Genomic DNA, 24,307 nt, shown 5'->3' on the forward strand with positions numbered 1-24,307 from the left:
CAAGCTCCTGCGAAGTCAAACTTCGGATGTGGTCAGTTCATTGGCCAGGTATTTGGACAGGTCATCGATGCTGGAGTATTCGAACAGCAGGGCCGGCGACAGGCGCTGCTCCATGAACTTCTCCAGGTCACCCGCCACCTTCACCGCTACCAGCGAATCGAGGCCGTAGGACTCGAAGCTGCGGGCGGTATCGACCTGGGAAGGATCGATCTTCAAGAGCGCGCCCATCTTCTGCACCAGCCAATGCTTGATGCTGTCCTCGTTGAGTTCGACCGCCGCCTGTTTTTTCTCTGAGAAGCTCAGAGTGCTCAGCAAATTGGAGATGAAATTGGACATAGGATCTTCCTTGATGAGTGAGGTGGTTAATACGATCAGCCGATTGGGCGTTTCAGGACGAGGCCTGGCGCTTGCGGACTTTGTCGATCATTGCCTGGGACGGGGAACGCAGGTCTGAGACCAGTCTCAGCTTGCCCATTAACGCCAGTGTCCAGCCCGACAGGTCGGGCTCCCACCAGTGCACGCCATGCCGGTACCAGGCAGGGAATGCGTGGTGATTGTTTTGCAGCCCCTCGCCAAAGGTGAGGAAGGCCACGATCCAGTTGTTGGTGCTCTGGTCGTGGGTCACGAACGGGCGAGCGCCGTAGCGGTGGCAGATGGAGCCCACACACCAGGCCGCCTGGTTGGCGACGAAGATCCGCGCCAGGCCGCCGAAGATCAGGCCGCTCCAGGCACCGGACCAGCTCTGGCTGACCAGCCCGCCGATCACCCCTGGCAGGATTACCCCCAGGGCCACCCAGAACAGGTAGGTCTGGTTGTAGAAGAACAGCCGGCGGTCGCGCAGGATGTCCGGGGCGAAGAAGTTCCAGCTCGACATGTCCGGGGCCAGCATCCACGGCATGTGCGCATGCCACAGCCCCTTGGCCCGTTGCCAGCGGCTCTGGCCCATGAGGTTGGGGGAATGCGGGTCACCGTGCTGGTCGCTGTAGGTGTGGTGCCGGCGATGGGTGGTGACCCAGAACAGGATCGGCCCCTGGGCCGCCATGCAACCGGCGATCAGCATCAGGCTGCTCATCAGCCGCGAGGTCTTAAACGCACGATGGGCCAGGTAACGGTGGTAGCCCATGGAAACCCCGAACATCTGCACCGCGTAGAACACCGCGAAGAGGATGAAATCCAGGGCATGGACCTGGCCGGTGAACCATAGCCGGATTGCCTCGAAGGTCCCGAACAGGGGCACCAGCATGACTGCCAGCGCGATCCGCGCCTTGGTCCTGGCCGCACTCGGGCTCAGCTGGGCAACCCCGCCGACCTCTGGTGTCGCTGTGTTGGTGAGTATCTCGTCCATGAATTGCTTCCTGTGAGGTAGGGACCGGCAATCAGCTTTCTGAAGGTTCTGCAGCCACGGTCGGGCCGGGCCGTTTGACATCCCAGGCCAGGCCGCAGAGGGCGAGCAGCTCGATGAACAGGCCGCCAATATCCAACTGCCAGGGTTTCAGGCCGGCATGGGCCAGCGCCGGGAAGGCGTGGTGGTTGTTGTGCCAACCGCCCCCTACCGTCGGAATCGCCAGCCAGAACACGTTGCGGCTGGTATCCCGGGTCTTGTGGTCGCGGCCGCCAACCCGGTGGGCAAAGGAGTTGATGCACCAGGTGGCGTGGTCCACCAAGAAGATCCGCACGAAGCCGCCCCACAGCAGGCCGCTGAGCGCGCCCTCCCAGCTGCGGGTTATCAGCCCGCATGCCAGGCTGGGCAGCAGCAGGCCGAGGATGATCCACAGGTAGTAGCGCTGGTTGATCTGCATGATCAGTCGATCGCGCAGCAGGTCCGGCACGAACTGGCTCCAGTTCTGCTTGCGCAGGCTGAACAGCCAACCCAGGTGAGCGTGCCACCAGCCCTGGATATTGCCGATAAAACCCGCCTTGAGCGGACGCGGCGAATGCGGGTCGCCTTCCTTGTCGGTGAAGGCGTGGTGCTGGCGATGGGTCGCCGCCCAGAACAGGATCGGGCCCTGCGCCGCCATCGAACCGGCGATGCCGAAGAATGCGGTGATCACCGGGCCGGCCTTGAACGCATGGTGGGAAAAGAACCGGTGCATGCCCACTTCCACTCCCAGGGCGGTCAGCAGGTACATGCTGGCCAGCGCGCCGATTTCCAGCCAGCCGATGCCCTGATGCCAGGCCAGCACCAGGGCCACCACGGTGCCCACTGCCGGAGTTGCGACCGTCAGCCAGGCCAATTGCCGCTCGCGCTGGCCGGTGCGGTCGATATGAGGATTCATGGCCGTCATGACAGGGCATCCGTAGCAGTTTTAAGGGTAGGTGCCGCAGCCGCGCGACTGGCGCCATAGCGCGCCAGCGTGTCGTTGAGCAGGGCCTTGCGGGTGGCCTGGCGCTGGACCTTGCCACTGGTGGTCAGTGGAATGCCGCCCATGGGCGCCAGGTGGATGCGCGCCGGGGCCACGCCGAACTGGCTGACCAGCGCACTGGTGATCACCTGGCGCAGCTGTTCCTGCTGGGCTTCATCGAGTTTCTCGCTGCGCTTGACCTCGGCCACGATCGCCAGTTGTTCCTGCTGGCCGTTATCGATGCCCACCGCCACGCAGCCGTTGCTGCGGATGCGCGGGTCGGCGCTTTCCACCGCCAGCTCCAGGTCCTGGGGATACAGGTTGCGCCCGGCAATGATGATCAGGTCCTTGAGGCGCCCGGTGACGAACAGCTCATCGCGGTGCAGCGCGCCAAGATCGCCGGTGCGCATGAAACGCCCATGGATGCCCGGCAGGCTGGCGCGAAACACCTGCTGGCTCAGCGCTTCCTTGCCCCAGTAGCCGGCGCCCACGTTGTCGCCCTGGACCCAGATCTCGCCGATCTGGCCGTCCGCCACCGGTTGCAGGCTGACAGGGTCGACAATCGCCACGCGCAGGCCCGGGGCGACCCTGCCGCTACTGACCAGCGGCAGGGCCCGGGCATCCTCGGCATCGACGATGGCCAGGGTGCCACTGGCGAGTTGGTCCCGATCCACCTGGGTATTGAACGCCGGCTCATCGTGGCGCTTGCCCGAGACCAGTACGGTGGCCTCGGCCAACCCGTAGCAGGGGCCCAGGGCCGCCGGGTTGAAGCCGGCGGCGGCAAAACGTTCGGAGAAGCGCGCCAGGGTGCTCTGGCGCACCGGCTCGGCCCCGCAATAGATAGCCTTGAGCTTGCTCAGGTCGAGCTCTGCCAGTTCCTCGTCGGTGATGTTTTCGACACACAGGTCGAAGGCGAAGTTGGGCGCGATGGTGACGTCGGCGCCGTACCTGGACACCGCATCCAGCCAGCGCAGCGGCCGCTGGACAAAGTGCCCGGGGCTGATGAGCACGGTAGGGAAGGCATCGAAGATCGGCTGCAGGATTCCGCCCATCAGGCCCATGTCGTGATAGGGCGGCAGCCAGCTGCAACCCACGCGACTCCTGGCCGGGCCCATCCACTGGCTGGCACTGCGGCAATTACTGTAGAGGTTGTCGTGGGTCAGCATCACGCCCTTGGGCGCCGAGGTGGAGCCCGAGGTGTATTGCAGCAGGGCCAGTTGGCCGTGGGCGAGCGCCTGCCCGCGCCAGGATGAATCCGCCTCGGCCAACTGCTCCGGGTCAACCCACTGGGGCACGGACAAATCACCCTGGAGCAGAGCGTTGACCCGCTCCCGGGACCGCATGAAGCGCGAGCTGGTGAGCACCAGTTGCGGATGGGCATCAGCGCAGATCAGTGCCAGCCGCTCCAGCCCCCGGGTCCCCACTGGGGGAAAGGCCGGGATCGCCACGGCACCGGCCAGCAGCAGGCCGAACAGTGAAACGATGTAGTCGATACCGGTCTCGAACAGCATCAGCACCCGTTTTTCACGGGGCTCGAAGATCTGCAGCGCGGCGGCCAATCGTTGACTACGCTTCCACAGTTCGGCGTAGCTGATCGACGCCTCCTCCCGCTCGCCATCGAGCAGATGGATGAAGGCAATGGCATCGGGTTGCCGCCATGCGCGATAGGCCAGTACTTCGGTAACCGAACTTAAACATTCGATGCCCGGGACTTCAGCCAACGGCAGATCATCAACTGCTACATGCGCTGAGATGGCTGGATTGACATCATTAAGATAATCACGAGGCACGGCGTAGTTCATTCAAAATCCTTTTTAAATGGAGAGCCATATATTGACCTAAAGGTCGTTTATTATTTTCAGCACTAAGGAACCGAACAAACGCCCCTAAGAAGGGGAGCTCTTACTAGGCAGTAGACAAAGATGTCATTTTATTGACAGAGCAACGCATTCACTTGATGAATGCATATTTTTTTATGTCCCACAGGGAATAGCGTGGGCAGGAAAGTGAAATCTGGATGCGTTGAGAAGTCTGCCACCAGCTTGTATATTTTGCTAATGCACAAATGGACACTTACAGGGAGAAAATGGACATGGATGTGCTCACGCTTATTGCGCTGGAAGGTGCCATGGGATCGAGTGTCGCGATCACCCTGGATGTGCTGCGAACAGCTAACCAGGTCGCCGAAGTCATGGGCCGGCCAACCATCACCTGGAAGATTATCGGCAGCAGCGAATCGGTTCGCATGCGCAACGGCATGCGCCTGGATGCCCAGCCACTGGACAAGGTCCAGGCCATCGAAGGCAGCATGCTGGTGATCCCGGGACTGGGGCTGGAGAACACCCAGGAGCTGGATTTCTTTGGCTGTCGCCGGGAAAAAAGGCTGCCTGGGCTCAGCCTGTCCAGCGAACTGATCACCCGGCTCGGGCACGCCGATATCCGCAAGCTCAGCCAGCTGGTGCATGACCATCACCGCCGCGGGCAGCAGACGGCGGCGTCCTGTTCAGCAGTTTTCGTCCTGGGTGAGGCGGGGGTTCTGGAGGGGCATACGGTCACCACTCATTGGCAACTGTATGAAACTTTCAAAGAGCGTTATCCCGAAGCGATACTCGACACAAAACGCATGCTTATTCATGACGGAAATATGATTACAGCAGGCGCAGGCATGTCGCAAATGGATCTAATGCTCTACATATTGCGTAATAAGATGGGCAATCAGATTGCTGAATTGACCATGCGTTATCTGTTGATAGATGGTCGACCGGCGCAATATCACTACATGGCCCTGTCCAACTTGCAAACGGAAAACCGTGAAGTTTTGTTAATGGAGAAGTTCATCGAGGATTGCCTGCCCAACGTTCCGCCACTGAGCACCATTGCTGAACATTTGCGTATAACCGAGAAGACCTTATCCCGCAGAATTCGTAGCGCCACGGGAAAGCCGCCCATGGCCTTCATTCAGAAAGTTCGCCTGCAACATGTTCAAAGCTTATTGGAAACCACCAATATGAGCATTGAAGAAGTTGCTTTCAAAGTGGGCTATGCCGATTCCACCGCTCTACGCCGCCTGATGTGGAAAAACATGGGCTGCACCCCCAGCCAGTTGCGCAAGACCCGCTCCGGGCCGCCGATCATCTAGGCCCCGGCTGCTTATCACTTCTCCTCCTCGGCTGCGCCTGGCACGGCCGGGGGCACCTTGCACAACGGCACCAGCAACAACGCCACCACGAACATCATCGCCATCAGGCGGAACACATCGCCAAAGGCCAGGGTCAGCGCTTCACGCCCCACCAGGCGGCCGAGAATGCCCTGAGCCATCAGGAAAGCGTGGCTGGCATCCGGTGTATCGGCGGCAATCTTCAGCGCCAGTTGGCCCATGAGTTCCTGGGCAGCGACAGCCTTGCTCCCCAGCGACTCGGACAGGCGCAGGACCTGAGTCCGGGCATCGTCCTGCAGCCAGGTGTTGACCGTAGCAATACCAATGGCGCCGCCCAGGTTGCGCATCAGGTTGAACAGCCCGGAGGCCTGGCGCAGTTCAACCCCCTGGAACGAACTCAAGGCCATGTTCACGCTCGGCACGATGCACAGCATCAGGAACAGCCCACGCGCCACCTGCGGCACCAGCAACTCATCGAATCCCCAGTTGGAGGTGACCCGGGAAGTCAGCCACAGGCTCAGCGCCAGGCCGAGGAAACCCACCGAGATGATCAGGCGCCGATCAACTTTTTCCGAGGCCCGGGCAGCAATAATCGTACTGACCAACTGCCCGATGCCCACGACAAAAACCGTGGTGCCGATTTCCAGGCTATCGAAGCCACGCACCCGGCCAAGAAACACCGGCACCAGGTAGGTCGACGAATAAAGGCCAAAACCGATCACCAGGTTCAGCAGGCAGGCAATGGAAAAGGTGCGGTCGCGAAACGGCACCAGGGACACGATCGGGTTGTTCGAATACAACGAGCGCTCGATGAACAAACCAAAGGACACAAGGGACACCCAGGCCGCGATGACGATCCCGGTATCGCTGAACCAGTCCTTGCGCGGCCCCTCCTCCAGCACGTATTCAAAACACCCCAGGGCCAGCGCCATGGCGACGAAATGCAGCCAGTCGATACGCCGCAGCATGGACAGGTCCGGGCGATCCACATCGATCAGCAACGCCGCGCCGATGCAGATCACCAGCCCCGGCAGCACGTTGATGAAGAAGATCCAGCGCCAGTCCAGGTAGAAGGTCACCAGGCCGCCCACCGTGGGGCCCAGGGTCGGTGCCAACACCGCGGTCATGCCAAGGATTGCCGGGACCATCGCCCGCTGCTTGCCTTCGAACAACACGAACCCCACGGCGAATACCGTGGGCACCATCGCCCCGCCGGCAAAGCCTTGCAGGGCTCGCAGCACGATCATCGACTCGATGTTCCAGGCCATCCCGCAACCCACGCTGAACAGGGTAAAGAACGCCGCGCTGGCAGCGAACAGCCAGCGGGTGGAAATCGCCTGGGCGAGAAACGCCGAGAAGGGAATCATGATCAGTTCGGCAATCAGATAGGCGGTCTGCACCCAGCTCACTTCATCAGGGCCGGCACTGAGCCCGGCCTGCACGTCGTTGAGCGAGGCCGCCACGATCTGGATGTCGATCAGCGCCATGAACATGCCGAAAGCCATGATCGTGAAGACCAGAAACTTGCGCTTGGTGGACTGTTGGCCGGGCTGGGCACCCGCTTCGGAGAGGTCAGTTGCGCTTGTCGTCACGGTAGGTACTTCCCTGTAGTATTGCGACCGACATGTGAATATTATGATCGTAATTCAAAACAGCATGGAGCTTCAACATGGAGCAGAGCACCCAGACTCAGAACGCCATCCTGCAAGCCGCCCAAGAGTCCGAGAAGCCGCGCAAGCGTTCCAAGCGCCCGCTGATCGCCGGCGCTATCGCCCTGACATTGGTAGCAGTCGGGGTTGGCTGGGTGCTGATGGCGCCGTCGACGCAGGCCACGGACGATGCCTACATCGCCGCCGATGCGACCTCCGTCGCGCCGCGGGTCCATGGCCTGGTGACAGAGGTGCTGGTCAAGGATCACCAGAACGTCACCGCCGGGCAGCCCCTGGTGCGCATCAACAGCGAAGAGTTCGACAGCCGGGTATCCCTGGCCGAAGGCGATCTGGCGGACAACCAGGCCCAGGTCGCCCTGGCCGAGGCCGCGCTGACCATCCAGGACGCCGAGCAGCGCCTGGCCAGTGCCCGCGTGCAGGCGGCGCGCACCTCGATCCGCACCAACCAGGCCGAATCCAAGCGTGCCGGTGCGGAGCGCAATCGCTTCGATACCCTGGTCACCACCGGCGCCGTGGCACGCAATGAAGTGGAGAAATACAGCACCCAGGCCATCTCCGCCGAACAAGGCCTGGCCTATGCCCAGGCCATGTTGCAAGTGGCGGAGAACGACCTTGCGGTCACCACCGCGCAACGGCAACGCCTGCAAGCGCAATTGCAGATGGCCAAGGCCAAGGTGGTAACCGCCAAGGCGCGGCTGGAACTGGCCCAGCAGGACCTGCGCCACACCACCATCTATGCACCGATGGACGGCACCGTTGGCAATCGGCAGATTCAGGTCGGCGATTACGTGCAACCGGGTTCGCGCCTGCTGACCCTGGTGCCGCTGCATGACCTCTATGTCCTGGCCAACTTCAAGGAGACCCAGACCCAGCACATGTACCCGGGGCAATCGACGCAGATCAAGATCGATGCCCTGCCGGGCGTCAGCATCACCGGCACCGTGGAAAGCCTGGCTCCGGGTTCAGGCTCGACCTTTGCCCTGCTGCCCTTCGAACCGGGCACCGGCAACTTCACCAAGATCGTCCAGCGGGTGCCGGTGCGCATTCGCTTCGACGCCAACCAGTCCGGCCTCGAACGCCTGCGGCCGGGCCTGTCGGTGACCGCCAAGGTCGACCTCGATGCCCCCCAGGACCGCACCGTGGCCGGCAATCCGTCTTCCTTGAAAGTCAGCAGCACGACCAGATAACGACGCCTGCCGCCCCGCTCCAGGCGGCAAAGCCAACAGCCCCCGGCAGATCGCTCTGCCGGGGGCTGTTTTATCGGTGCAGGGGCAGACTTACCTCACTCTGCCGTCGAAGGTTTTTCCCACAGGTTGATGCGCCCTTCTTTGGCGAAATGATCGATTTCCGCCAGTTCCTCGACACTGAAGCTCAAGTTCTGCAACGCCCCGACGTTCTCGATGATCTGCTCCGGCCGGCTGGCGCCGATCAGCGCCGAGGTCACCCGCGGGTCGCGCAGGGTCCAGGCCAGGGCCAGTTGCGCCAGGCTCTGGCCGCGGTTCTTGGCGATCTCGTTGAGCGCGCGGACATGGGCGATATTGGCCTCCGACAAGTGCGAAGCCTGCAACGAGCCGCCCCCCGGACGATTGACCCGCGCATCCTCGGGAATGCCATTGAGGTACTTGTCGGTAAGCAGGCCCTGGGCCAGCGGCGTAAAGGCGATGACCCCGGCGCCGAGTTCCTCGGTGGTATCCAGCAGGTCCTTCTCGACCCAGCGGTTGAGCATGTTGTAGGCCGGTTGATGGATCAGCAGTGGCACCTTCCACTCCTTGAGCAACGCGGCGATTTCCCGGGTCTTGGCCCCCGAATAGGAAGAAATACCGATATACAGCGCCTTGCCCTGCTGCACGGCGGTGGCCAGGGCGCTGGCGGTTTCCTCCAGCGGCGTATCCGGGTCGAAGCGGTGGGAATAGAAGATATCCACATAGTCCAGGCCCAGGCGCTGCAGGCTCTGGTCGAGGCTGGCCAGTACGTACTTGCGCGAACCGCCGCCCTGGCCGTAAGGCCCGGGCCACATGTCCCAACCGGCCTTGCTGGAGATGATCAATTCATCGCGATAGGCCTTGAAGTCTTCACGCAGCAGGCGGCCGAAGTTGATTTCGGCGCTGCCGTAGGGCGGGCCGTAGTTGTTGGCCAGGTCGAAGTGGTTGATCCCCAGGTCGAAGGCGGTGCGCAGCAGGGCACGCTGGGTGTCGATCGGCGTGCTGTCGCCAAAGTTGTGCCACAGCCCCAGGGACAGCGCCGGCAGTACCAGGCCACTGCGGCCGACACGGCGATAGGGGATGGAGTCGTAGCGGTTTTCAGCAGCTATGTAAGTCATCGAATCCTCTCTGAGTCAGGTCTTTCCAAAACGACTAACGTCGATCAAAGCGCCCCACGGTAGGAGCCGGCTTGCCGGCCAAAGGCCCGCAAGCCTTGGCCACCACGAGCGCTTTCGCTGGCAAGCCGGCCCCTGCGCCAGCCGCGTTGTCACACAAACTGATTTTTCGGTCGCGCCAACCCCAGGTTTTCCCGCAGGGTTCGGCCCTCGTATTCAGTTCTGAACAGCCCGCGCCGCTGCAGTTCCGGAATCACCCCGCCGGCAAAGTCCCGTAGCCCGCCAGGGAGATGTGGCACCAGCACATTGAAACCATCGGCCGCGCCCTCCTCGAACCAGGCTTGCAGTTCGTCGGCTATCTGCCCGGGCGTACCGATCAGGCTGTAGTGCCCACGGCCACCGGCAATCCTGCGCCCCAGCTGGGCCAGGGTCAGGTTGTCCTTGCCGGCCAGCTCGGTGAGCAATTGCTGGCGGCTCTGCTGGCCGCTCTCGGTCAGTGGCAGCGCCGGCAACGGTGCATCCAGCGGGTAGCCGGACAAGTCGAAGTTGCCCAGCATCCTCCCCAACAGGGCCACGCCCACTTCGGGCTCCACCAGGTCCTGGAAGGCTTCGAACTTTTCCCGGGCCTGACTTTCGCTGTCCCCCACCACCACGAATACCCCAGGCATGATTTTCAGGGATTGCGTACTACGATCGTACTGCTTCAGGCGTCCTTTCAGGTCGGCATAGAAGGCCTGCGCGGCGGCCATGGAAGGCTGGGCGGTGAATACCACTTCGGCGGTCTGGGCCGCCAGCTCACGACCGCTCTCGGAAGAACCGGCCTGGACGATCACCGGGTATCCCTGGGGTGGGCGCGCCACATTCAGTGGCCCTTTGACCTGGAAGAATTCACCGCGATGGTCCAGTAAATGCTGCTTGTCTGGGTCGAAATACTCGCCACTGGCCTTGTCGCGGACAAAGGCGTCGTCCTCCCAGCTGTCCCAGAGCCCGGTGACCACCCGATGGAACTCCCGGGCCCTGCGATAACGTTCCGCGTGCCCAAAATGTTCCTCCCGACCGAAATTCCGCGCTTCGGCGGCATTGTCGGAAGTCACCAGGTTCCACCCCGCCCGACCACCTGAAAGATGGTCCAGCGACGCGAATTTACGTGCTACGTGGTACGGTACGTTATAGCTCGTAGTGCTAGTGGCAATTAGCCCTATCCGCTCGGTCACGGCCGCCACGGCCGCCAGGGCCGCCAGTAACGTCAAGGGTTCGAAGTAATCGGAGCGGGCCATGCGGCTGGCGATGGGGCCGGTAGGGGCTGCCAGGCTGTCGGCGACGAACAGTGCATCGAAGCGCGCGGCTTCGGCGATCTGCGCCAGTTCTTTATAGACGGCAAAATCCAGCCCTGCCTGGGCCGGAACATCCGGATGACGCCAGGCGGCAACGTGGTGACCGGTGGCCATGAGAAAGGCGCCGAGCTTGAGCTGGCGAGTGGAACGGGACATGGATCACTCCTTGTTTCATGCTGCAAAAAGGGCACCGCCAAAGCCCGCTGTAGGAGCTGGCTTGCCAGCGAAAGCGCCCACAAGACCTGCTCCCAGCTCGCCGACCCATTCGCCGGCAAGCCGGCTCCTACAACGGCAGGGCATCAGAAATCCTTGCGCAACTGCACGCCGAAATAACGTTCGTCATCCCGGGGCACGGCGCGGTAGATGTAGTTGCCGCCACTGGCCAGCAAGGGCGAATAGGACTTGTCGGCGAGGTTCTTGCCCAGCAACGCCACGCGCCAGCCATCGTTGTAGTCGGCCAGGGCAATGCTGGCGTTCCAGATGCCGTAGGCGCCCTGGCGGGTGTCGAGGTTCTGGCTGATGTCGTACTGCACTTCGCTTTGCCAGCTGTAGTCAGTGCCCAACTCGATATCCAGGCCGTTATCCAGGGGAATGCTGTAGTCGGCGCGCACGTAGCTTTTCCAGTCCGGGCTGAAAGGCAACGGCTTGCCGTTGACATTGCACGAAGCCGCCGCGCCCGCCGGGCAGGCGAATTCGTCGATGCGCGCCCGGGTGTAGGCCAGGGCCCCGGAGAACTTCAGTTGCTGGGTGGCCTGCAGGGCGTAATCCAGTTCCACGCCCTCGCTGCTGACGCTCCCGGCATTGATCAGGCGGGTCACTACCTGCCCGGCCACGGTGTCGAAGAAGTTGGCCTGGTAGTTGTCGTATTCGCTGTGGAACACCGCGAGGTTGGTGGTCAGCCGGTTGTTCCAGCTGCTGGCCTTGATCCCCACCTCCCAGGTGTTGGAGGTTTCGGGTTTCAGTGCTTGGGTGTCCCGCGGCTGCATGTTGAAGAACACGTTGTAGGCCGGGCCCTTGTAGCCCCGGGAATAGGTCAGGTAGCTGGTGACCGTGGCGCTGAGGTCATATTGCAGGCCCAGGCGCCCGGACCAGCCATCCTCGTCCACCGAGCCGGAACTCTGGGTGCCCGGCTGGATACCGCTGACCGTGGTCGCCGAAGTCGAGACCCGGCGGTGATCGTACTTCAGGTCATCGTGGGTCCAGCGCAGGCCGGCGATGCCACGAAAGTCCTCGGTGAAATTCAGGGTGCTCTCGCCAAATACCGCGTAGCTGTCGTTGGTGGTGCTGTAGTCGGCAATGCCCCGGTTGGCGCCGGTGGTCGTGGTCAGGGTGCGCTGGTATGTTTCTTCATCCTTGCCGTGCATGTAGAACAGGCCGCCGACGTACTCCAGGAACCGCCCCTTGGGCGATGCCAGGCGCAGCTCCTGCGAGTACTGGTTGTAGTCCAGGTCACCCTTGTCGGCGGTCCCGGGGAACGCCGCAGTGACCGTGCCAAGACGGTCGCCGTCCTGGTACTGGGTATTGTTCCAGCCGCGCCAGGCGGTGATCGAGGTCAGGGTGTAGTCGCCCAGGCTCCAGTCCAGCTGGCCGGAAAGGCCCTTGTTGATATCGTCCACATGGGTACGGGTGTCGGTGTTGATGTCCCGGTTGTCGCTGCTGGCCCGGACCGGGTTCAGGGCATTGGCGAAGGCGGGTGTCAGGGCCTTGCTCACCACCCCGTTGGGGGCGTCATCATGGGATTGCATATAGTCCGCCGCGAAGGTGAACTTGAGGTCCTCGCTGGGGGTGAACTCCAGCTTGCCGCGCACGCCCTTGCGGTTGTAGCCGTTGACCTCCTGGCCGTTGTGGCGGTTATCCACATTGCCGTCGTAACTGCCGAACAAGGTGGTGAGCGAGCCCTTGAGGGTGTCGGGAATCAGGCTGCCGCCAATGCCGAAACGGGTGCGGCTTTCATTGCCGCTGTAGTAGGCCTGGTCGATGTAGCCATGAGTCTCGGCGGTAGGCGCCTTGGTGATGACATTCAGCACCCCGGCCGAGGCGTTCTTGCCGAACAGGGTGCCCTGGGGCCCGCGCAGGACTTCGATCCGTTCCAGATCCAGCAGGTCCAGGGTGGCCTGGCCGGGGCGGCCGTAGACCACGCCGTCGATCACCGTCGCCACCGTGGGCTCCACCCCCGGTGAGGTGGAAATGGTGCCCACGCCACGGATGAACAGCGAGGTGTCCTTGTTCGAGGCACCCGTGCGGAAGTTCAGCGATGGCACCTGCTGCACGATGCTTGCAACGCCGTTGCGGTTATCCCGCTCCAGTTGCTCGCCCTCCACCACCGAGACCGCCACCGGGACTTTCTGCAGCGATTCCTCGCGGCGGGTGGCGGTGACGGTCACCGACTTCAGGGTCGGTTCCTGATCCTGTGCGCTGGCGCCGCTGCCAGCGGCATAAGCCGCCGGCAGCGGCAAGGCGGCCAGCCCCGCCAGCAACCAGCCCAGATGGGGTCGCAATGGCGTGGCACCACGGATCGACTGCGTGAGACTGTGCTGTTCCCCAAGAAAGTTCTGCATGCTGCACCTGCTGAAAAATGCCCCGAACCGCTGCCGATCTGTGCCGGCAGCGCCTGAAAACTGTCTTGGGCATTCGCTCGAGCGAGTAGCAGACATGGCGCTTTGTTAGCGCTAACATCGCCAGTATCGACAGGCTCCTGATAGAGCGTCCAATACTGAAAAATTACTTTTATATGCCTTTTTGTTCAGCCAAAGGAATGCGCTCATGAGCTCTGACCAAGCGCCTGGCCGCAAGCGCCGCGGCGCCGGCCGCGTAACCCTGAACACCGTGGCGCGCCAGGCCGGGGTGTCGGCGATCACTGTTTCGCGCTATTTCAACCAGCCCGACAGTGTTTCCCCCGAGCGCCGTGAACGCATCGCCGCGGTGGTCGCCGAACTCGGCTATGTACCGAACCTGGTGGCCGGCGGGCTGGCCTCGGCCCGCGGGCGGATTGTCGCCATGGTCATCCCGAACATTTCCGGGCCGATTTTCGCCCAGACCATCCAGGGCTTCAGCGACACCCTCAGCCGCCATGGCTACCAACTGCTGCTGGCTTCCAGCTACTTCGACGCAAGGCAGGAGGAGAGCGCGGTAAGGGCCTTTCTCGGCTGGTCGCCGGCAGCCCTGGTACTGACCAGCCACTTCCATAGCCCGGGCACGGAAAAGATGCTCGCCGACACCGAGATCCCGGTGATCGAAACCTGGGACTACCAGCCCCAGCGCCAACCGCTGCAGATCGGCTTTTCGCACTTTCAGGTGGGGGTCACGGCCGCTCGCCACCTGCACGCCAAAGGCTACCGGCGCATCGCCTTCGTGCAGAACAGCGCCCCCGGAGACTTCAGTGCCCTGGAGCGGCGCGACGGCTATCTGGCAACGCTGGCCGAGTTGGGGCTGGCGCCCCGGGTGTTTGCCCCGGATGCCGACCGCGCGCCCTTCGAGGCCGGCAAACAGGCCATGGAAGCGCTGATGGGCAGCCCGGAACGCCCCGACGCGATCATCTTCGCCAACGACAACCTGGCGGCCGGCGGCCTGCTGGCGGGGCAACGAGCCGGGCTGAAGATCCCCGAGGAATGTGCGGTGCTGGGCTTTGGCGACTATCCCTTTGCGCAGATGCTGCTGCCCAGCCTGAGCACCATCCAGCCACCGGCGCTTCAGATCGGCGTACTGGCCGCGACCCGGGTGCTGGAGAGCCTGGGAGTGCTGCCAGTGGCAGGCACGGTGCAACGCCTGAACCTGCTGCAATGCCGGCTGATCGAGCGCGAAAGCAGTTGAGCCCACCGCCCCTCAGGCAGAGAGCTCGCGCAGCGCCCCATACGCCACCGGCGTAGTCGGGGTTGTCCAGGTGATCCACTGGGTTGATCAATACGCTGGCGGCCCATAGCTCCTGCGCATGGCGTGCCATCGGGGGGCGTCAATGCGCCTCGGTAAACACCTGCGCCAGCCAGTCGACAAACACCCGCACCCGCGGCGACATGTGCCGGCTATGGGGGTAGACCACCGACACCGGCATTGCCGGGGGCGGCGTGTGACAGAGAATCTCGCGCATCGACCCCTGCTCGATCTGCCGCGCCACGTGATAACGCGGACACTGGATGATCCCCAGCCCCGCCAGGGCCGAGGCGCCGTAGATCTGCGCACCGAACACCGACAAGGCGCCATCGATGGCCACTTCGCGCACCTGCCCCTCGACCAGGAACTCGAAGGGGAACGAGCGGGTGGCGGTACGCGAAACGTAGTTCACCGCCCGATGCGCGCCGAGTTCGTCCAGGCTCTGCGGTTCGCCGTATCGCGCCAGGTAGGCGGGGCTGGCGCAGGTCACCTGCTGCAGGTTCGCCACCCGCCGGGCAATCAGCGAGGAGCCTTCCAGGTTGCCGGCACGCAGCACGCAGTCCACGCCCTCGGCGACCAGGTCGACAAAGTGGTCGGCCTCGCTGATGGCCAGTTCGATCTGTGGATAACGTTGCATGAACTCCCCCAGCCGCGGGATCACGAAGTGCTTGGCCAGGGTGCCGTGCATGTCCACCCGCAAGCGCCCATGGGGCTCCACAGTGCGAAACGCCAGTTCAGCCTCTTCCAGCTCCGCCAGCAGTTGCACGCAACGGGGGTAATAGGCCTGGCCATCCAGAGTCGGGCGTACCCGGCGGGTGCTGCGCTCCAGCAGCCGGGTACCGAGCCAGGCCTCGAACTGGTTGAGGGTGTGGGTCAGGGTCGCCCGGGGCAGGTTCAGGTCATCGGCGGCTAGAGTGAAGCTGCTGCGCTCGTAGATCCTTACGAACACTTTCATCCCTTTGACTTGGTCCACAGGTGGCTCCAGAAGCTCGATTGTTGGCGAATATTGAACAGTCAAGGCAACTCTGGCGCATTTATCCAGCACGGTAAATCCGTGAACCTGTTGCCCAGACAAGCCGTTCAACCTCCGTGAAGGACTGACCCCATGACCGCTCAAGCCGCAAAAGTCGCCATTGTCACCGGAGCCTCCCGAGGCATAGGCGCAGTAATCGCCCGCCAGTTGGCCAAGGAGGGTTACGCCGTGGCGATCAACTACGCCAGCAGCAGCGAGGAAGCTTCCCGGCTGGTGGTGGAACTGCGCCAGGCCGGGCACCGGGCCATAGCGGTCAAGGCCGACGTGGCCAGCGCCAGCGATGTGCGCCGGCTGTTCGAAGAGACCGAGACCCAACTGGGCAAGGTCGATGTGCTGATCAACAACGCCGGCATCCTCAAGGTGCTGCCCCTGGCCGAGCACAGCGACGAGCTCTACGAGCAGACCTTCGCCATCAACACTCGCGGTACCTTCAACACCCTGCGCGAAGCCGCCGGGCGCCTGAATGACGGCGGCCGTATCGTCAATTTCTCCAGCAGCACCGTCGGCCTCAACCTGCCGGGCTACGCGGTGTACATCGCCAGCAAGGCGGCGGTGGAATCCCTGACCCAGGTGTTTGCCAAGGAGCTGCGCGGGCGCCAGATCACGGTCAATGCCGTGGCGCCGGGGCCGGTGGCCACCGAACTGTTCCTCAAGGACAAGACTGCCGAGCAGGTGGCCAGCTTCGCCAGGATGCCACCCCTGGAACGCCTGGGGCAGCCGGAGGATATCGCCAGCATCATCAGCTTCCTGGCGAGCCCGGCGGCGGCCTGGGTCAACGGGCAGATCCTGCGGGCCAATGGCGGGCTGGTTTGACGCCTATGCTCGATATATGCGCCGGCACACCGGCTCCCGGGGAGTACCCATCATGCACACCACCATCATCATCACCTTTGGCCTGATCCTGCTGGCACTGGTGCTGTTTATCGGCGAGCGGCTGGGTTTCAGCCGCCAGACCCTGGGCTATGGCTTCTCGGGGCTGTGGCTGGCGTTGACGGTCATCAACGGTGCGGTGGGCATGGTCACCGCCCACCAGCCCCTGCGTTCGGAGCTGGCGGTCGGCAGCCTGGTGTTTGCCGTGCCGGTGCTGGCCCTGGTGTTCTACCTGTTGCTCACCAAGGCCTGAGCGAACGGCTCAGCGCACCAGATGCAGGAACTGCATATGGCGTTCGTACTGGTCGAGGATGTCGTTGATGATCTGTTCCTTGGTGTAGCCCATCAGGTCGTAATCCTGACTGCCCTCGGCCAGGTGCACCTCGGCCCGGTAGTAACGGCGGTTGCGCAGCTCCTTGGGCCCCATGCCGCCACGGGCGAAGGACGGGGTGAAGTAACCGCGCATCTGCACTTGGTAGATGAACGGGTGCTGATCGCCATGGCCGATTTCCAGGCTCACGCTGTCGTTGGCCGGGTCGGGCTGGGTCACCACGTTCAAGCCCTTCTCGACGAACACCGCGGTCACCTCTTCGATGGCCGGGCGCACTGTCTGGTCGAGGAAGCGATACACCTCATCCCGTGACGGGAAATGCACCGCCTGGCTCAGGCGCTGGCGCCAGCCGCCCTTGCCCCGCCGCGAAGGCGCAACCGGCGCCAGGGAATGCAACTGGGCGATGCGCCGCTGGGATTCCAGGTAGAACGCCTTGTGCAGCCCCCACATCATCAACAGCAGGATCAGCGAGAACGGCAGCGAGGTCAGCACCACCGCCGACTTCAGCGAGTCGATGCTGCCGGCGAACAACAGCGCACTGGTGACCAGGGCGGTCATCGCGCCCCAGAACACCCGCAGCCATTTCGGCCCGTCTTCATCGGCGTTGCCGCCCTTGGCCGACAGGGTCGAGAGCACCACGGTGCCGGAATCCGCCGAGGTGACGAAGAACACGAAGCTGATGAACACCGTGACCGCAATCACGGTCTTGCTCCAGGGGTAGGTTTCCAGCAGCAGGTAGAGGGTCATCGACGGGTTGTCGATAGCCGACATGCCCAGGGCGCTCATACCGTGGTTGAGCACCTGGTCGATGGCGCTGTTACCGAAGATCGACATCCACGCCAGGGTAAAGCCCAGGGGAATCAGCAGTACGCCGAACACGAACTCGCGGATGGTCCGGCCCCGGGAAATCCGCGCGATGAACAGGCCCACGAACGGCGACCATGCAATCCACCAGGCCCAGTAGAACACCGTCCAGCCGCCCAGCCAGTCGCTGGGCTTGTTGTAGGCGTAGACGTCGAAGCTCTTGGTGGGCAAGGCGCCCAGGTAGTCGCCCAGGTTCTGGATCAGGGTGTTGAGCAGGTGCTGGGTGGGCCCGGCGAACAGCACGAACAGCAGCAGCGCCACCGCCAGCAGCATGTTGATGTCGGACATCACCCGCACGCCCTTGTCGACCCCGGACACCGCGACAATGATCGCCGCGCCCATCATCAGGGTGATCAGGCCAACCTGGATCCACTGGGTGTGGGCGATGCCGAACAGGTAGTCGAGGCCGGAGTTCAGGTGCAGTACGCCAAAGCCCATGTCGGCGCCCAGGCCGAACACCGTGGCGATGATGCCGAAGCCATCCACCGCGTAGCCGATAGGGCCGTTGATGCGCTTGCCGATCAGTGGGTACAGCGCCGAACGCAGGGCCAGCGGCAGGTTGTGCCGATAGGCGAAGTACGCCAGGGCCATACCGACGAAGGCGAACACGCCCCAGCCGTGCAGGCCCCAGTGCAGGAACAGCAGCTGCATGCCCTGGCGCGCCGCCTCGGCGGTGCCGGCCTCGCCCTGGGGCGGTTGCAGCATGTGGGTCAGGGGCTCGGAAACGCAGAAGAAGAACAGGGTGATGCTGATCCCGGCGGCGAACAGCATGCCGGCCCAGGACAGGTAACTGAACTCGGGTTCGTCGTGGTCGGCACCGAGCTTGATCTTGCCGTAGCCGGACAAGGCGGTGACCACCACGAAGACCAGGTACAGGGTCATCGCCAGCATGTAGTACCAGCCGACCGTATTGGCCGCCCAGTTTTGCGCCGCCAGGAGCCAGGCGCCGGCCTGTTCCGGCATGGAAATGACCACCACGCCGAAGATCAGGATAAAGCTCGCGGCGAAGTAGAACACCGGAGGGTTCATGCGAATCAGAGCATTCGCGGAGGTGGATGGTGCACTCATGAACGGTGCACCTCGAAGGGATGAAACATGGCTGAAATAGACGGACTCAGCAAAGGCAAGCCTCCTGTTGTGAGCGGGCAGCGAACCACCGGTTTAACTTGAACAAGCGTTCAAGTTAAACATGGATAGGGGGCTCAGGACTAATCGCAGGGCTCAGCGGTACCTTTTGTACGCTAGCTCAGGGAAGGGTATGACGTGTGTCGGACGCAATCGTTCAGCAGAAAAAGCCCCTTGCCGGGCCGGCCTCTCTCCCGCAGGAGCCAGCTTGCCGGCGAAGAGGCCGGCAAGCCCTGCATCGCCCTCAGGGACGCCTTCGCTGGCAAGCCAGCACCTACAACAGGCGGGCGTACACCTTCTTCCGTAGGAGCCGGCTTGCCGGCGAATAGGCCCGCAAGTCCTGCATCGCTCTCAGAGACGCCTTCGCTGGCAAGCCAGCGCCTACACAAGCCAGCTCCTACTTCTGCGAGCCGTCGTCGTGCTGCAGGTTGGCCTGGGTCAGGTTGCAGCCGGCCGGCACGCTGCGGGTCAGCCAGACGTTGCCGCCAATGGTCGAGCCCTTGCCGATGGTGATGCGCCCCAGGATGGTCGCGCCGGCGTAGATCACCACGTCGTCCTCGACGATCGGGTGGCGCGGGTGGCCCTTCTGCAACTGGCCGTCCTCGTCCGCCGGGAAGCGCTTGGCGCCCAGGGTCACCGCCTGATAGATGCGCACCCGCTCGCCGATGATCGCGGTCTCGCCGATCACCACGCCGGTACCGTGGTCGATGAAGAAGCTGCGGCCGATCTGCGCACCCGGGTGGATGTCGATGCCGGTGGCCGAGTGGGCGATTTCCGAGCTGATCCGCGCCAGCAGCGGCAGGCCGGCGCGATACAGATGGTGCGCCAGGCGGTGGTGGATCACCGCCAGGATGCCGGGGTAGCACAGCAGCACCTCATCCACGCTGCGGGCCGCAGGGTCGCCGTGATAGGCCGCCAGCACATCGGTGTCCAGCAGCACCCGCAGGCCGGGCAGGGCCAGGGCGAAATCCTGGATCAGGCGGATCGCCCGGGCGTTGACTTCAGCATCGGCCTCGCCGCTCTGCCGGGCCACATAGCGCAGCTCCAGGCGCGCCTGGGCCAGCAAGGCGTTGAGCGCCGCGTCCAGGGTGTGGCCCACGTAGAAATCCTCGCTCTCTTCGCGCAGGTCCACCGGCCCCAGGCGCATGGGAAACAGGGCACCGCACAGGGCCTCGAGGATTTCCGCCATGGCCGCCCGCGACGGCAGCTCACGCCCGCCCTGCTCGCCGCTGACCCGACCGTTGCGGGTACGCCACTGGTCACGGGCATCACGCAGTTGGCCAACGATGGTCTGCAATTGCCAATGGCTGGAACGCTCGCTCACGATAAGACTCCTTACTCGGGCGGCCGGACAATCGGGCCGCGCAAACGGCGATCACTTTACGCCCGGCGACGGCGGCGCTTAAGAACTAATTGTCTGGCTTCAAGCACTTTTTCGCATAAGCGATTGGCGGTTGCCCGGGCAAAAAGGGCTGCCTATAGTCCTTGCACCTTCCCTGTTCCGTGCGGCCCCATGATCAAACAACAGCTCGCCCGCTTTAACCGTCTCGACCTGCTCAGGTCTACCACCGCCCTGGAAAAACTCGAACGCCTGTCGGCCTGGATCGGTCGGGATGTCTACGTCAAGCGTGACGACAGCACACCCCTGGCCATGGGCGGCAACAAGCTGCGCAAGCTCGAATACCTGGCCGCCGATGCCCTGGCCCAGGGCGCCGACACCCTGATCACCGCCGGTGCCATCCAGTCCAACCATGTGCGCCAGACCGCAGCCCTGGCCGCCAAGTTGGGGCTGGGCTGCGTGGCCCTGCTGGAAAACCCCACCGGCACCCAAGACCCCAACTACCTGGGCAATGGCAACCGCCTGCTGCTGGACCTGTTCGACGCCAAGGTGGAGCTGGTGGAAAACCTCGACCAGGCCGACGAGCAACTGCACGCCCTGGCCGCGCGCCTGCGCAGCAACGGCAAGAAACCCTACCTGGTGCCCATCGGCGGCTCCAACGCCCTGGGGGCCCTGGGCTACGTGCGCGCCGGCCTGGAGCTGGCGCAGCAGATCGAAGACAGCGGCCTGGAGTTTGCCGCCGTGGTCCTGGCCTCCGGCAGCGCCGGCACCCACAGCGGCCTGGCCCTGGCCTTGAGCGAAGTGCTGCCGCAACTGCCGGTGATCGGGGTCACCGTGTCGCGCAGCGAAGAAGACCAGCGGCCCAAGGTCCAGGGCCTGGCCGAGCGCACCGCCGAGTTGCTGGGAGTGAAGCTGCCCGACGCTTTCAACGTGCAGTTGTGGGACGAGTACTTCGCCCCGCGCTACGGTGAACCCAATGCCGGGACGCTGGCGGCGGTCAAGCTGCTGGCCAGCCAGGAAGGCCTGTTGCTGGACCCGGTGTACACCGGCAAGGCCATGGCCGGCATGCTGGACGGGGTCGGTCGCCAGCGCTTCGACGATGGCCCGCTGATTTTCCTGCACACCGGCGGCGCCCCGGCCCTGTTCGCCTACGCCGGCGCCTTCTCGTAGCAGCGCAAGCCTTGCATCGCCCTCGATGCCACCTTCGCTGGCAAGCCAGCTCCTGCGGAAGGATGGCGCGAGGAGAACCAAACAAAATGAAATAACAAAGTAAATTTATATTATTTTTAAACCTATAAATGCCGTCTTATAGTCGCGCCGCAGGCCCAATTGCCACGAGACGCGCCACGCGCATTTAAGGCAGGATAAAGCACAGTTCGCGCCTCACCGATTGACCTGCAACTCCACCCGCATCGTGCATAAGAAAACACACAGGGGCTTGTCATGAATTTTTCCGTACTGCGTCGCAATCTGCTGATTGGCACACTGGGCCTGGCCTTGGGTGCCGGACTGATGGGGCAAGCGGTTGCCGGCGAGCAACTGCAGAAAATCAAGGATGCCGGAGTCATCAACGTCGGCCTGGAAGGCACCTACCCACCGTTCAGCTATGTGGACGAAAACGGCAAGCTGACCGGCTTCGAGGTGGAATTCTCCGAAGCCCTGGCGAACAAGCTCGGGGTCAAGATCAAGCTGCAGCCGACCAAGTGGGACGGCATTCTCGCCGCCCTGGAGTCCAAGCGCCTGGACGCCGTGGTGAACCAGGTGACCATCTCTGAAGAGCGCAAGAAAAAGTACGATTTCTCCATCCCCTATACCGTCTCCGGCATCCAGGCCCTGACCCAGAAGAAGGACGAAGGCAAGTTCAAGACCGCCGCCGACCTGGGTGGGCACAAGGTCGGCGTGGGCCTGGGCACCAACTACGAGCAGTGGCTCAAGGACAACGTGCCCACCGCCATCATCAAGACCTACGACGACGATCCGACCAAGTACCAGGACCTGCGCGTAGGCCGTATCGAAGCCATCCTGGTGGACCGCCTGGCGGCCTTCGAGCTGATCAAGAAAACCAAGGACACTCTGGTGGTATCCGGCGAGCCCTTCTCCCGCCAGGAAGCCGGCGTGGCCCTGCGCAAGGGCGAACCTGAGCTGCTGGCGGCGGTGAACAAGGCCATCGAGGAACTGCGGGCGGACGGCACGTTGAAAAAACTCTCGGAAAAATACTTCAACGCTGACGTCACCCAATAATGGAAGCAGGCCTGCAACTGGCGCTGGAATCAGCGCCATTTCTTCTCAAAGGCGCGTACTACACGGTCATCCTCAGCCTCGGCGGCATGTTCTTCGGGCTGCTGCTGGGCTTTGGCCTGGCCTTGATGCGCCTGTCGCGCCTGGCCCTGGTGAGCTGGATCGCCCGCATCTACGTGTCGTTCTTTCGCGGCACGCCGCTCTTGGTGCAGCTCTTCGTGATCTATTACGGCCTGCCGCAACTGGGGCTGGAACTGGACCCGCTGCCCGCGGCACTGATCGGTTTCTCCCTGAACATGGCGGCCTATGCCTGTGAAATCCTCAGGGCTGCCATCGGCTCCATCGAGCGTGGCCAATGGGAAGCCGCCGCCAGCATCGGCATGACCCGCGCGCAGACCCTGCGCCGGGCGATCCTGCCCCAAGCCATGCGCACGGCCCTGCCGCCGCTGGGCAACAGCTTCATTTCCCTGGTCAAGGACACGGCCCTGGCCGCCACCATCCAGGTGCCTGAACTGTTCCGCCAGGCGCAGCTGATCACCGCCCGCACCTTCGAAATCTTCACCATGTATCTTGCCGCCGCCCTGATCTACTGGATTCTCGCCAGCGTGCTCGCGCACCTGCAGAACCGGCTTGAAGAGCGGGTCAATCGGCACGACCAGGAGTCCTGAAGCCATGATCGTGGTGGAAAAACTGACCAAGCAGTTCAAGGGCCAGACGGTGCTCAATGGCATCGACCTGGAGGTCAAGGAAGGCGAAGTGGTCGCCATCATCGGCCCCAGCGGCTCGGGCAAGACCACCTTCCTGCGCTGCCTGAATTTTCTCGAAGAACCCACCAGCGGCCGCATCCGCATCGGTGACATCAGCATCGACAGCAGCATCCCCCTGAGCCATCAGCAGGGCCGGATCCGCCAGTTGCGCCAGCAAGTGGGCTTCGTATTCCAGAACTTCAACCTGTTCCCCCACCGCACCGCCCTGGAGAACGTCATCGAAGGCCCGCTGGTGGTGAAGAAAACCCCGCGGGAGCAAGCCGTCGCCCTGGGTCGCGCGCTGCTGGCCAAGGTCGGGCTGGCAGGTAAGGAAGATGCCTACCCCAGGCGCCTGTCCGGCGGCCAGCAACAGCGGGTAGCGATCGCCCGGGCCCTGGCCATGGAACCGCGGGTGATCCTGTTCGACGAACCCACCTCGGCCCTGGACCCGGAGCTGGTGGGCGAAGTACTGGCCACCATCCGCAGCCTGGCCGAAGAGAAACGCACCATGGTCATCGTCACCCACGAGATGGGCTTTGCCCGGGACGTGGCCAACCGGGTGATCTTCTTCGACAAGGGGGTGATCGTCGAACAGGGCGAAGCCAAGGCGCTGTTCGCCAACCCCCAGCACGAACGCACCCGACAGTTTCTCAGCAAGTTCCTCGACGCAAGCCACGCCCCCTTGTAGGAGCCGGCTTGCCGGCGAAAAGGCCCTCAAGCCTTGCACCACCCTCACGGGCGCCTTCGCTGGCAAGCCAGCTCCTACAGCAGATCACGCCCCCTCCCTCGTAGGAGCCGGCTTGCCGGCGAAAAGGCCCTCGAGCCTTGCATCGCCCTCAAGGACGCCTTCGCTGGCAAGCCAGCTCCTACAGCAGATCACGCCCCCTCCCCCGTAGGAGCCGGCTTGCCGGCGAAGAGGCCCTCGAGCCTTGCATCGCCCTCGCGGACGCCTTCGCTGGCAAGCCAGCTCCTACGTGCAGGTACGGGGTGGTTCTGGGGGACATTCGTCGCTAGAACCACAGCCGTGGAAGCACGCTAAGGCCTTGATCCATAACGCCTGCGGGCTTCGATTCA

Annotated in this window: 20 protein-coding genes; 9 read left to right on the forward strand and 11 right to left on the reverse strand. The window is 63.3% G+C overall.

The annotated features are described in order from the left end of the window. Positions 1-15: 15 nt before the first annotated feature. From ACUXVH_RS06320 to ACUXVH_RS06335, 4 genes are read right to left on the reverse strand one after another with little or no spacing between them, the layout of a single operon-like run. A complete protein-coding gene (locus ACUXVH_RS06320; RefSeq protein ID WP_011058644.1) occupies positions 16-336 on the reverse strand; it encodes an acyl carrier protein in 321 nt (106 codons plus the stop codon). A gap of 52 nt (positions 337-388) precedes the next feature. Next, positions 389-1,345 (reverse strand): acyl-CoA desaturase, encoded by a 957-nt coding sequence (locus tag ACUXVH_RS06325; RefSeq protein ID WP_015633760.1) that lies wholly within the window; start codon positions 1,343-1,345, stop codon positions 389-391. A 31-nt stretch (positions 1,346-1,376) separates the two neighbouring features. Then, positions 1,377-2,285, reverse strand: coding sequence for an acyl-CoA desaturase (locus tag ACUXVH_RS06330; RefSeq protein ID WP_015633759.1), 909 nt, complete (start codon positions 2,283-2,285; stop codon positions 1,377-1,379). After that, complete coding sequence (locus tag ACUXVH_RS06335) at positions 2,282-4,063, reverse strand: fatty acyl-AMP ligase (protein ID WP_065364782.1); 1,782 nt, start codon at positions 4,061-4,063, stop codon at positions 2,282-2,284. The genes ACUXVH_RS06330 and ACUXVH_RS06335 overlap by 4 nt, the downstream gene beginning before the upstream one ends. A gap of 371 nt (positions 4,064-4,434) precedes the next feature. Between ACUXVH_RS06335 and ACUXVH_RS06340 the strand changes: the two genes are divergently transcribed. Beyond that, the gene (locus ACUXVH_RS06340) at positions 4,435-5,481 is read left to right on the forward strand and encodes a GlxA family transcriptional regulator (protein ID WP_011058640.1); all 1,047 of its coding nucleotides are present in this window, start codon (positions 4,435-4,437) and stop codon (positions 5,479-5,481) included. Between the two features lie 14 nt (positions 5,482-5,495). Here the strand turns inward: ACUXVH_RS06340 and ACUXVH_RS06345 are convergent, their stop codons facing one another. Then, positions 5,496-7,091 (reverse strand): DHA2 family efflux MFS transporter permease subunit, encoded by a 1,596-nt coding sequence (locus ACUXVH_RS06345; RefSeq protein WP_123431244.1) that lies wholly within the window; start codon positions 7,089-7,091, stop codon positions 5,496-5,498. 77 nt (positions 7,092-7,168) lie between these two features. Here ACUXVH_RS06345 and ACUXVH_RS06350 point away from each other — a divergent pair, with 77 nt between their 5' ends. Next, complete coding sequence (locus ACUXVH_RS06350) at positions 7,169-8,356, forward strand: HlyD family secretion protein (protein ID WP_072452145.1); 1,188 nt, start codon at positions 7,169-7,171, stop codon at positions 8,354-8,356. A 95-nt stretch (positions 8,357-8,451) separates the two neighbouring features. Here the strand turns inward: ACUXVH_RS06350 and mgrA are convergent, their stop codons facing one another. From mgrA to ACUXVH_RS06365, 3 genes are all read right to left on the reverse strand, one after another. Further along, positions 8,452-9,489 (reverse strand): L-glyceraldehyde 3-phosphate reductase, encoded by a 1,038-nt coding sequence (mgrA, locus tag ACUXVH_RS06355; protein WP_019094917.1) that lies wholly within the window; start codon positions 9,487-9,489, stop codon positions 8,452-8,454. Positions 9,490-9,638: 149 nt separating this feature from the next. Further along, complete coding sequence (locus ACUXVH_RS06360; protein ID WP_445494238.1) at positions 9,639-10,976, reverse strand: LLM class flavin-dependent oxidoreductase; 1,338 nt, start codon at positions 10,974-10,976, stop codon at positions 9,639-9,641. A 143-nt stretch (positions 10,977-11,119) separates the two neighbouring features. Beyond that, the gene (locus ACUXVH_RS06365) at positions 11,120-13,378 is read right to left on the reverse strand and encodes a TonB-dependent receptor (RefSeq protein WP_103407114.1); all 2,259 of its coding nucleotides are present in this window, start codon (positions 13,376-13,378) and stop codon (positions 11,120-11,122) included. A gap of 205 nt (positions 13,379-13,583) precedes the next feature. Here ACUXVH_RS06365 and ACUXVH_RS06370 point away from each other — a divergent pair, with 205 nt between their 5' ends. Beyond that, positions 13,584-14,630: a LacI family DNA-binding transcriptional regulator gene (locus ACUXVH_RS06370; RefSeq protein ID WP_011058634.1), complete on the forward strand. Its 1,047-nt coding sequence runs from the start codon at positions 13,584-13,586 to the stop codon at positions 14,628-14,630. A 139-nt stretch (positions 14,631-14,769) separates the two neighbouring features. On the opposite strand, the gene ACUXVH_RS06375 is transcribed toward ACUXVH_RS06370, so the two are convergent. Next, complete coding sequence (locus ACUXVH_RS06375; protein WP_011058633.1) at positions 14,770-15,660, reverse strand: LysR family transcriptional regulator; 891 nt, start codon at positions 15,658-15,660, stop codon at positions 14,770-14,772. 132 nt (positions 15,661-15,792) lie between these two features. Here ACUXVH_RS06375 and ACUXVH_RS06380 point away from each other — a divergent pair, with 132 nt between their 5' ends. Both ACUXVH_RS06380 and ACUXVH_RS06385 read left to right on the forward strand, forming a co-directional pair. Continuing rightward, positions 15,793-16,533, forward strand: coding sequence for an SDR family oxidoreductase (locus tag ACUXVH_RS06380; protein ID WP_019094920.1), 741 nt, complete (start codon positions 15,793-15,795; stop codon positions 16,531-16,533). Positions 16,534-16,585: 52 nt separating this feature from the next. After that, entirely contained in the window at positions 16,586-16,843 is a 258-nt protein-coding gene (locus ACUXVH_RS06385; protein ID WP_015633747.1) for a hypothetical protein, read from the forward strand. A 9-nt stretch (positions 16,844-16,852) separates the two neighbouring features. On the opposite strand, the gene betT is transcribed toward ACUXVH_RS06385, so the two are convergent. Together betT and epsC are read right to left on the reverse strand one after the other, a co-directional pair. Further along, on the reverse strand, positions 16,853-18,814 hold the full coding sequence (betT, locus tag ACUXVH_RS06390; protein ID WP_161466434.1) for a choline transporter BetT: 1,962 nt from the start codon (positions 18,812-18,814) through the stop codon (positions 16,853-16,855). A gap of 493 nt (positions 18,815-19,307) precedes the next feature. Further along, positions 19,308-20,234: a serine O-acetyltransferase EpsC gene (epsC, locus tag ACUXVH_RS06395; RefSeq protein WP_011058630.1), complete on the reverse strand. Its 927-nt coding sequence runs from the start codon at positions 20,232-20,234 to the stop codon at positions 19,308-19,310. A 189-nt stretch (positions 20,235-20,423) separates the two neighbouring features. On the opposite strand from epsC, the gene ACUXVH_RS06400 reads away from it, so the two are divergent. The 4 genes from ACUXVH_RS06400 (at position 20,424) to tcyN (ending at position 23,921) form a co-directional block, all read left to right on the forward strand. Next, positions 20,424-21,419: a D-cysteine desulfhydrase gene (locus ACUXVH_RS06400; RefSeq protein WP_123397757.1), complete on the forward strand. Its 996-nt coding sequence runs from the start codon at positions 20,424-20,426 to the stop codon at positions 21,417-21,419. 273 nt (positions 21,420-21,692) lie between these two features. Continuing rightward, positions 21,693-22,490 carry a cystine ABC transporter substrate-binding protein gene (gene tcyJ / locus ACUXVH_RS06405; protein ID WP_445494243.1) on the forward strand — a complete coding sequence of 266 codons (798 nt, stop codon included), beginning with the start codon at positions 21,693-21,695 and terminating at the stop codon, positions 22,488-22,490. After that, on the forward strand, positions 22,490-23,155 hold the full coding sequence (tcyL, locus tag ACUXVH_RS06410; RefSeq protein WP_015633746.1) for a cystine ABC transporter permease: 666 nt from the start codon (positions 22,490-22,492) through the stop codon (positions 23,153-23,155). Before tcyJ ends, tcyL begins: the two co-directional genes overlap by 1 nt. 4 nt (positions 23,156-23,159) lie before the next feature. Next, on the forward strand, positions 23,160-23,921 hold the full coding sequence (gene tcyN, locus ACUXVH_RS06415) for an L-cystine ABC transporter ATP-binding protein TcyN (protein WP_445494245.1): 762 nt from the start codon (positions 23,160-23,162) through the stop codon (positions 23,919-23,921). Positions 23,922-24,307: the final 386 nt, after the last annotated feature.

This window comes from Pseudomonas sp. 8(2025) (assembly GCF_052665325.1).